Below are 7,852 nucleotides of genomic sequence, written 5' to 3' on the forward strand. Positions count from 1 at the left end.
CCCCAACCCACGCGCACCTCACCGACCCCAACACCCCCATCGCCATCATCGGCCTGGGCGACGTCGGCCTGCCGCTCGCGGTCGAATTCGGCAAACAACGCCCGGTCATCGGCGTCGACATCCACCAAGCCCGCGTCGCCGACATCGCTGAAGACGCGCCATGAAAACCGACATCTCCATCTACGACTTCCTGGCCCTCGGCCCCGAAGCCTTTCGCATCCTTGCCGGAGGGCGGGAGCTCCAAGGCCCCTATCGCTTTCGCTCCGAGACGCTCAAAAACATCGAGCGGCGTATCGATGGCCTGTGCGACCCCATCAACCATGATGGACCCGTTTGGATTGTCGAATTTCAGATCGAACGCAAGCCTGCCGCACTCTACAACCTGCTGAGCAAACTCGGGCTGTATGGCGAACTGCACCCGCATCGCGATGTCCGCGGCCTGCTCATCGTCCCACGTGAGAGCGATCGACCCGCGCAACCGCAGGGACTGCAAGGCAACTGTGCACTGCTCGACCTGGTCTATCTGGAAGACTGGCTACGCACCCTGTTCCAGCGCGAACCGACGAACCCATTTCTGGCCGTGCTCGCGCCGCTGATGTTCACCGACACCGAACTGACCGCCCAAGCGCCCGCCCTCTGGCGTACCATCACAGAGGCCAAGATCGAGCCGCACCACCGCGAACGCCTCAGCGCGCTGCTCGAATACTGGTTCATGGAGCGCTTCCGCACCCTATCGCTCACGGAGATTCGCAACATGTTTCAAAGGCTTACTCCGCTGCAAGAAACCCGCGCCTATCAAGAAATCTTTGCCGAAGGCAAAATGGAAGGCGAGATTGAAAGCCTAAAACGCCTGCTCGCCCGCCGCTTCGGCTCAATCCCGGACTGGGCAGAGGAACGCATCAAAAAGGCCGATGGCGATCAACTCGACCTGTGGCTTGACGCTGTGCTCGACTCCAGCAGTCTGGAAGAATTATTCAGGTGATCTCCGTCGTCCCGGCCGGGAAGCCGGAAACCAGGCCATGGAACCGGCAACCAAGCAGCAACCACCGAACAAGCCAACCAACCCGCACCCCATGCCCCCAACCCAAGCGCACCTCACCGACCCCACAACCCCCATCGCCATCATCGGCCTGGGCTACGTCGGTCTCCCGCTCGCGGTCGAATTCGGCAAACAACGCCCGGTCATCGGCTTCGACATCCACCAAGCCCGCGTCGCCGAGCTGCAAGCCGGCCACGACAGCACCCGCGAGACCACCCCCGAAGACCTCGCCGCCGCGCGCCACCTGCGCTGCAGCAGCGACCCCGAGGCCCTACGCGACTGCCGCATCTTCATCGTCACCGTCCCCACCCCGGTCGACGACGCCAAGCGCCCAGACCTCAGCCCACTGATCAAAGCCTCCGAGACCGTCGGCCAAGCCCTCAAACCCGGCGACCTCGTCATCGACGAGTCCACCGTCTACCCCGGCTGCACCGAAGAAGACTGCGTCCCAATCCTCGAGCGCGCCTCAGGCTTAACCTATGCGGCGGGTGAGTTCCACCTAGGTTACAGCCCAGAGCGCATCAACCCCGGCGACCACGAACACCGCCTCACCAGCATCAAAAAGGTCACCAGCGGCTCCAGCCCCGAGATCGCCGCCATCGTCGACGCCCTCTACCGCCAGATCATCACCGCCGGCACCCACCCGGCCAGCAGCATCCGCGTCGCCGAGGCCGCCAAGGTCATCGAGAACACCCAGCGCGACCTCAACATCGCGCTCATGAACGAGCTGGCCCTACTGTTCGACAAGCTCGGCATCGACACCCTTGAGGTTTTGGAAGCCGCCGGCAGCAAATGGAACTTCCTCCCGTTTCGCCCCGGCCTGGTCGGCGGCCACTGCATCGGCGTCGATCCCTACTACCTCACCCACAAAGCAGTCACCATCGGCTACCACCCCGAGGTCATCCTCGCCGGCCGCCGCATCAACGACCGCATGGGCGCCCATGTCGCCGAGCGCGTGGTCAAGCTGATGCTCAAACAGGGCATCGACCTCAGCCACAGCCGCGTCCTGGTCCTGGGGCTCACCTTCAAGGAAAACTGCCCGGACCTGCGCAACACCCGCGTCATCGACATCATCGGCGCGCTCAAGGACTACAACCTCAGCGTCGACGGCTACGACCCCTGGGTCGACCGCAGCGAGGCCAAACAAGAGCTCGGCATCGACTGCCTGACCGAACTGCCCGCCGCCGGCACCTATGGCGCCATCATCCTCGCCGTGGCGCATCGCGAATTCATCGAACTCGGCGCAGCGGCCATCCGCGCGCTCGGCGTGCCCAACGCATCGATCCTCTTCGATGTGAAATCCGCGCTGCCGGCCAGGGAAGTCGACGCCCGCCTCTGAGGTATGGGCTGACCAACACCCTGTGGCCATCCGCTCTACTATAAGAATGTCATCGACAGCCTGCGCGGCGAGGCCGAGCCCGAGACCGACGGTCGCGAAGGCCTCAAGTCCCTCGAGCTACTGATCGCCGCCTACCTCTCCGCGCGCGATGGCGGTACAGTCTCGCTGCCACTTGAATATTAGCCAGACGGCTCAAGCGAGCCATCCTGACAACCTGGAGTCGGACCATGCAAGTTGAAGCGCTCTACGACCACGGTCAGCTCACATTCAATCGGCCCATCCGCTTTGCCACAGCACGGTTTCCGGTTATCCTCGAGATCCCGGATCAGGCTGTGCTAGCGGAACCTCAGCCGCCTGCGCAACCCGCGGCAGCCGACGCAGCCGTGACCGACAGCCCAGACCTGCTCGCGGAAATCCGCCACATCCTTGGCCCGCTGTCAAAACGGCGCCCATCGGTGAACAGCGCTGAAGACAAAACCGCCCTCACGCAGGCACTTGCAGAGAAGCACGGGCTGTGAAGAACCTCGTCTTTGACATCAACGTCATTCTCGACCTCTGGCTCGAACGCCAACCTGAAGACCAGTTGCGGCTGATCGCATCCCTCATCGATGGCCAACGATCCGGCCTCGCCCGAGGCTGGATCGCCAGCCCCAGCCTGCACGTCCTCGAGTACCTGGCTCGGGCGCAGTTCAAACGCGAGGGCGCCGACCCGGAAGAGGCGAAAGACCGGGTCAAGCGCCTCCTGGCCAACCTGCTGCAACGCCTCAACCCGCTCTCCAGCTTCGGCTTCCATCAAGACGCTGCGCTCTTGGCGCAGACGGATCTCGAAGACGCCCAGATCGTCGCCGCTGCCGCCGAGCTGCAAGGACCAACCGCCATCGTGACCAACGATAAGCGCTTCGACACCACAGGCACGGCGCTGGTCCAGTTCAGACCCGCGGAAGTCAGCGCCTGGCTAAAGCAGCTCCCAGCGGAGCAGCTACCAAACGAGCAACCATTAGCCTTCGTCGACATCAAAACCCAACAAAACGCCATCCGACCCGCACTCGAGCAGCAGATCCACCGCGTCCTCCACCACGGCCAATACATCCTCGGCCCCGAAGTCACCGAGCTCGAGCAGCAACTCGCCACCTTCACCGGCGCCCAGCACTGCATCAGCGTCGCCAGCGGCACCGAGGCCCTGCTCATCAGCCTCATGGCGCTCGACATCGGCCCCGGCGACGAGGTCATCACCACCCCCTTCACCTTCGTTGCCACCGTCGAGGTCATCGTCCTGCTCGGCGCCACCCCGATCTTCGTCGACATCGAGCCCGACACCGCCAACATCGACGCCTCACTCATCGAAGCCAAGCTCAGCGAACACACCAAGGCCATCCTGCCCGTCAGCCTCTACGGCCAGCCCGCGGACATGGGCGCCATCAACGCCATCGCCGCGCGCCATGGCCACCTCCCGGTCATCGAAGACGCCGCCCAAAGCTTCGGTGCCAGTTACCAGGGCAAGCGCAGCGGAAGCTTAAGCACCATCGGTTGCACCAGCTTCTTCCCCAGCAAGCCCCTCGGCTGCTACGGCGACGGCGGCGCCATCTTCACCAGCGACGACCGCCTCGCCCAAGCCTGCCGCGAGATCCGCGTCCACGGCCAAAGCGCGCGATACGTGCACAGCCGCATCGGCGTCGGCGGGCGCATGGACACCCTACAAGCCGCCATCGTCCTCGCCAAGCTGCCGCGCTTCGAGCACGAGATCACCCAACGCCAAGCCGTCGCCCGCCAATATCACGATTTACTTGCCATGGAAGAACAGGGAATCACACAGAAGCAAAAACAAGACATTGTCCGTGCCCTTCCGTGTTCTTCCGTGGCAAAACCTCTCCCGTGGCCCAAGCCAGACCGCACCAGCGTCTTCGCCCAATACACCCTCAGGGTGCAAGACCGCGACCGCCTGCAGACTAAGCTCAAAGAGCAGGGCATCCCCACCGCCGTGCACTACCCCGTGCCGCTCAACGAACAACCGGCCTATCGCCACCTCTGCTGCCCCGACTGCACCCCCGTCGCGCAACAGCTCGCCCGCGAGGTCATGAGCCTGCCCATGCACGCCGACCTCAGCGCAGTCGACCAGCAGCGCATCGTCACCGCCCTCAAGGCCAGCGGAGTCTGACCCAGGTTTAATACCAACCAACTGTCGGCCAAACTCGGCACCAACCCTTGACCCAACCGCCGCCAGCTGTTCTCATACTCGCCTTCTTCACAGCTGAACCCCTCAGCGCAAGAACAATCCGATCACAGCCTCCGCCCTTGCCGACATGACAGGGGCGGGCGGTAGCCTGCCCGCAACCTTTATCTAGCGAACCAGCACCCGGTGAACGAAGACCTAACCTTCCTCGTCCTGCACCAACTCCAGGCCAACCCCAAGCAGACCCAGCTGCAGCGCTCACAGGCCATCGGCATCAGCGCCGGACGCACCAATGACGTCGTGCGCGCCCTCATCGTGGAAAAACCGGATCCGACCCCTATTTAAACCTTCCCGACATGCCAACCGACAATCACAGCGCCAAGACCGCATCGCCGAGACGCGACGACGACAGCCCATGGAAAGAGGCCCTAGAGCGCTTCTTCCCAGAGTTCCTCGCGCTACTGTTCCCGACCGTGCATGCCGAGATCGACTGGTCCAAAGGGGTGCAGTTTCTCGACAAGGAATTCCAGCAACTGGTGCGCGAGGCCAAGACTACCCGGCGTTATGCCGACAAACTGGTCGGTGTCACGCTGCGCGATGGCACTGCAGCCTGGGTACTGATCCATGTCGAGGTGCAAGGCGAGCCCGAAACCGCTTTTGCTGAACGGCTTTATACCTACCACTACAAGATCCGCGACCGCTATCAGGTCCCAGTGGCCAGCCTTGCCGTCTTGGCCGATACCGACCAGCGCTTTCGTCCACAGCAGTTCAGCACCGCACTCTGGGACTGCCGCGTTGACTTCCGCTTTCCGATGGTCAAACTCTTGGACTACGCCGAGCCCGAGCGCTGGGCTGAGCTCGAAGCCAGCGACAACGTCTTCGCCCTGGTGGTGATGGCGCAGATCCGCGCCAAGGTGACCGATGATGCCGAGACGCTCAAGGGCTGGAAGTTCCGCCTGATTCGGCTGATGTACGAGCGCGGTTATGAGCAGGCACGGATTCTGGAACTGTTCCGGCTCATCGACTGGATGATCCGCCTACCCAAGGCGCTGGAAGCCGACTTTCGCCAAACACTCTATGCCTACGAGGAGCAACAGCGTATGCCCTATGTGACGACGGTTGAACAAGCGGGGATTCAGCAGGGCGAGGCCCTCATCCTGCTACGCCAGGTGAATAAGAAGTTCGGTGCAGAAGCGGTTGCGCACTACCGCACGCGCATTGAATCGGCAGAACCTGAGCAACTGGAGGCCTGGTCAGAACGCATCCTCAGCGCCGAGACGCCGGAGACGATTTTCCACTGAGGCGCGGTGATCCGCTGAGCTGCGCCGCGAAGGCAACTGTTGCTAGACCAACTCACCGCCGAGGCCAAAGCCGGAGGCCTGCTCCCACAGTGATCTCGGCAGCGCCCAGTCTGTGATCCATCGCCATCATCGGCCTGGGCGACGTCGGCCTGCCGCTTGCGGCCGAATTCGGCAAACAGCGCCCGGTCATCGGCTTCGACATCCACCAAACCCGCGTCGCCGAACTGCAAGCCGGCCACGACAGCACCCGCGAGACCACGCCCGAAGACAATACTCCGCCCAAGCGGATCGCGGGGACGCAACGTCTCACCCTTGACCCCTCGCCACCAAGATGATCTCATGCAGCCTGTTACGACGCTGAACGCGCCATCAACCGACCATCGCAGACCAACCCCCAGCCCATACCGGCATGACAAGGTAGGGCGGAAACCTGTCTGACGGCCAATCAACCTGGCCCATCCCATACCCGCACATGACAGGGTAGGGCGGTAGCGTGCCTGACAACCAAGAAATCGACGTCCTCATTCTCCGCCAGCTTGCGCGCCAACCCCACACCACTCAGCGCGAGTTCGCCAAACTGCTCAGCGTCAGCCTCGGGCGCGTCAACTATTGCATCAACGCCCTGCTCGACAAGGGCTGGATCAAGGCGCAAAACTTCAAGCGCAGCGACAAAAAGCTCGCCTACGCCTACCTGCTCACCCCAGAAGGCCTCGAGAACAAAGCCCGCATCACCGCCAGCTTCCTCCAACGCAAACGCGCCGAATACGACGCCCTCAGGGCCGAGATCGAGCAGCTCAGCGCCGAGATTGAAGTCGAGGATGCACCCAAAGCCCTGCTCCCAGACGCAGAGCAAAACGCCTAGCCCGAGCCATCGCCCGTCCGCAGCCAGCAACCATCCAGCATGACCCCCTACCAGCAACGCAAAGCCAACCTCCAAGCCACCCCCAAGACCTGGCTCATCACCGGTGTCGCCGGCTTCATCGGCTCCAACCTGCTGGAGACCCTGCTCAAGCTCGACCAACGCGTCGTCGGCCTCGACAACGTCGCCACCGGCCACCAGCGCAACCTGGACGAAGTCCAAACCCTGGCCACCCCAGCCCAATGGCAGCGCTTCCGCTTCCTCGAAGGCGACATCCGCCAACTCGCCGACTGCCAGCGCGCCTGCACCGAGATCGACGTCATCCTCCACCAAGCCGCCCTCGGCTCGGTGCCACGCTCCATCGAAGACCCGATCACCACCAACAGCGCCAACATCGACGGCTTCCTCAACATGCTCGTCGCCGCGCGCGATGCCGGTGTACAACGCTTCGTCTACGCCGCCAGCAGCTCCACCTACGGCGACCACCCCGGCCTGCCCAAGCAAGAAGCCATCATCGGCAAGCCGCTCTCGCCTTACGCGGTGACCAAGGTCGTCAACGAGCTCTATACCGACGTCTTCGCCCGCACTTATGGCCTCGAGAGCATTGGACTGCGCTACTTCAACGTCTTCGGCCCGCGCCAAGACCCCAACGGCGCCTACGCCGCAGTGATCCCCAAATGGACCGCCGCCCTGATCAAGGGTGAGGCGGTCGACATCAATGGCGACGGCGAGACCAGCCGCGACTTCTGCTACATCGACAACGCCGTGCAGGCCAACTTGCTCGCCGCCACCACCACGAGAGCACAAGGACTCCTGGAAATGATCGGGCAATTTGGAAAGCCGTGAAGAAGCCAAAGCCCCGACTTGATTTGCCGCCGCGCGCGTCAGACAATCTCCAACGCGCCCTGGATCCGTCGCCAGACCCCAAAATGCTTGAGCAACTCAGCAATACCGCTTTCTACCGCGGCTATGCAAAGCAAAAGGCGCTCAAGGGCGCTTCGCCGAACGATCCGTGCCGGGTGCGGCCTCAACATACTGTGCTCAACAGCAGCACGCCGCCCCAAACTGATCGATCTTCTGCCAGAACTGCGCCCAGCGTCCGACGGTCTGTGTGAGCGCGCGCAGGCTGAGCACGATGCCCGCG

The 7,852-nt window shown here is 63.1% G+C and carries 8 protein-coding genes and 1 pseudogene; all 9 read left to right on the forward strand.

The window, feature by feature from the left end; all coding sequences use genetic code 11:
- Positions 1–160 precede the first annotated feature (160 nt).
- The 9 genes and pseudogenes from CKO42_RS25020 (at position 161) to CKO42_RS25065 (ending at position 7,554) form a co-directional block, all read left to right on the forward strand.
- Entirely contained in the window at positions 161–982 is an 822-nt protein-coding gene (locus tag CKO42_RS25020) for a DUF2887 domain-containing protein (protein WP_200251438.1), read from the forward strand.
- A gap of 91 nt (positions 983–1,073) precedes the next feature.
- On the forward strand, positions 1,074–2,378 hold the full coding sequence (tviB, locus tag CKO42_RS25025; RefSeq protein WP_200251458.1) for a Vi polysaccharide biosynthesis UDP-N-acetylglucosamine C-6 dehydrogenase TviB: 1,305 nt from the start codon (positions 1,074–1,076) through the stop codon (positions 2,376–2,378).
- A gap of 24 nt (positions 2,379–2,402) precedes the next feature.
- Positions 2,403–2,561: pseudogene (locus tag CKO42_RS25030) on the forward strand (Gfo/Idh/MocA family oxidoreductase); the annotation flags it as partial.
- Positions 2,562–2,605: 44 nt separating this feature from the next.
- Positions 2,606–2,896 (forward strand): hypothetical protein, encoded by a 291-nt coding sequence (locus CKO42_RS25035; protein WP_200251441.1) that lies wholly within the window; start codon positions 2,606–2,608, stop codon positions 2,894–2,896.
- Positions 2,893–4,533, forward strand: a complete 1,641-nt coding sequence (locus CKO42_RS25040; RefSeq protein WP_338035001.1) for an aminotransferase class I/II-fold pyridoxal phosphate-dependent enzyme — start codon at positions 2,893–2,895, stop codon at positions 4,531–4,533. The genes CKO42_RS25035 and CKO42_RS25040 overlap by 4 nt, the downstream gene beginning before the upstream one ends.
- Before the next feature lie 201 nt (positions 4,534–4,734).
- Positions 4,735–4,893 carry a winged helix-turn-helix transcriptional regulator gene (locus CKO42_RS25045; protein ID WP_200251446.1) on the forward strand — a complete coding sequence of 53 codons (159 nt, stop codon included), beginning with the start codon at positions 4,735–4,737 and terminating at the stop codon, positions 4,891–4,893.
- A gap of 11 nt (positions 4,894–4,904) precedes the next feature.
- On the forward strand, positions 4,905–5,849 hold the full coding sequence (locus CKO42_RS25050) for a DUF4351 domain-containing protein (protein WP_200251449.1): 945 nt from the start codon (positions 4,905–4,907) through the stop codon (positions 5,847–5,849).
- Between the two features lie 493 nt (positions 5,850–6,342).
- Positions 6,343–6,711, forward strand: coding sequence for a MarR family EPS-associated transcriptional regulator (locus CKO42_RS25060; protein WP_200251452.1), 369 nt, complete (start codon positions 6,343–6,345; stop codon positions 6,709–6,711).
- A gap of 39 nt (positions 6,712–6,750) precedes the next feature.
- Positions 6,751–7,554 carry an NAD-dependent epimerase/dehydratase family protein gene (locus CKO42_RS25065; protein ID WP_274608967.1) on the forward strand — a complete coding sequence of 268 codons (804 nt, stop codon included), beginning with the start codon at positions 6,751–6,753 and terminating at the stop codon, positions 7,552–7,554.
- Positions 7,555–7,852 lie beyond the last annotated feature (298 nt).

The organism is Lamprobacter modestohalophilus, assembly GCF_016583905.1.
Classification (GTDB): domain Bacteria; phylum Pseudomonadota; class Gammaproteobacteria; order Chromatiales; family Chromatiaceae; genus Lamprobacter; species Lamprobacter modestohalophilus.

Excerpts from the sequence above, each read along its gene's own strand:
- CKO42_RS25050 (WP_200251449.1), top strand. The coding sequence starts at position 4,905 with ATGCCAACCGACAATCACAGCGCCAAGACCGCATCGCCGAGACGCGAC.
- CKO42_RS25035 (WP_200251441.1), top strand. The coding sequence starts at position 2,606 with ATGCAAGTTGAAGCGCTCTACGACCACGGTCAGCTCACATTCAATCGG.
- CKO42_RS25065 (WP_274608967.1), top strand. The coding sequence starts at position 6,751 with ATGACCCCCTACCAGCAACGCAAAGCCAACCTCCAAGCCACCCCCAAG.
- CKO42_RS25020 (WP_200251438.1), top strand. The coding sequence starts at position 161 with ATGAAAACCGACATCTCCATCTACGACTTCCTGGCCCTCGGCCCCGAA.
- tviB (WP_200251458.1), top strand. The coding sequence starts at position 1,074 with ATGCCCCCAACCCAAGCGCACCTCACCGACCCCACAACCCCCATCGCC.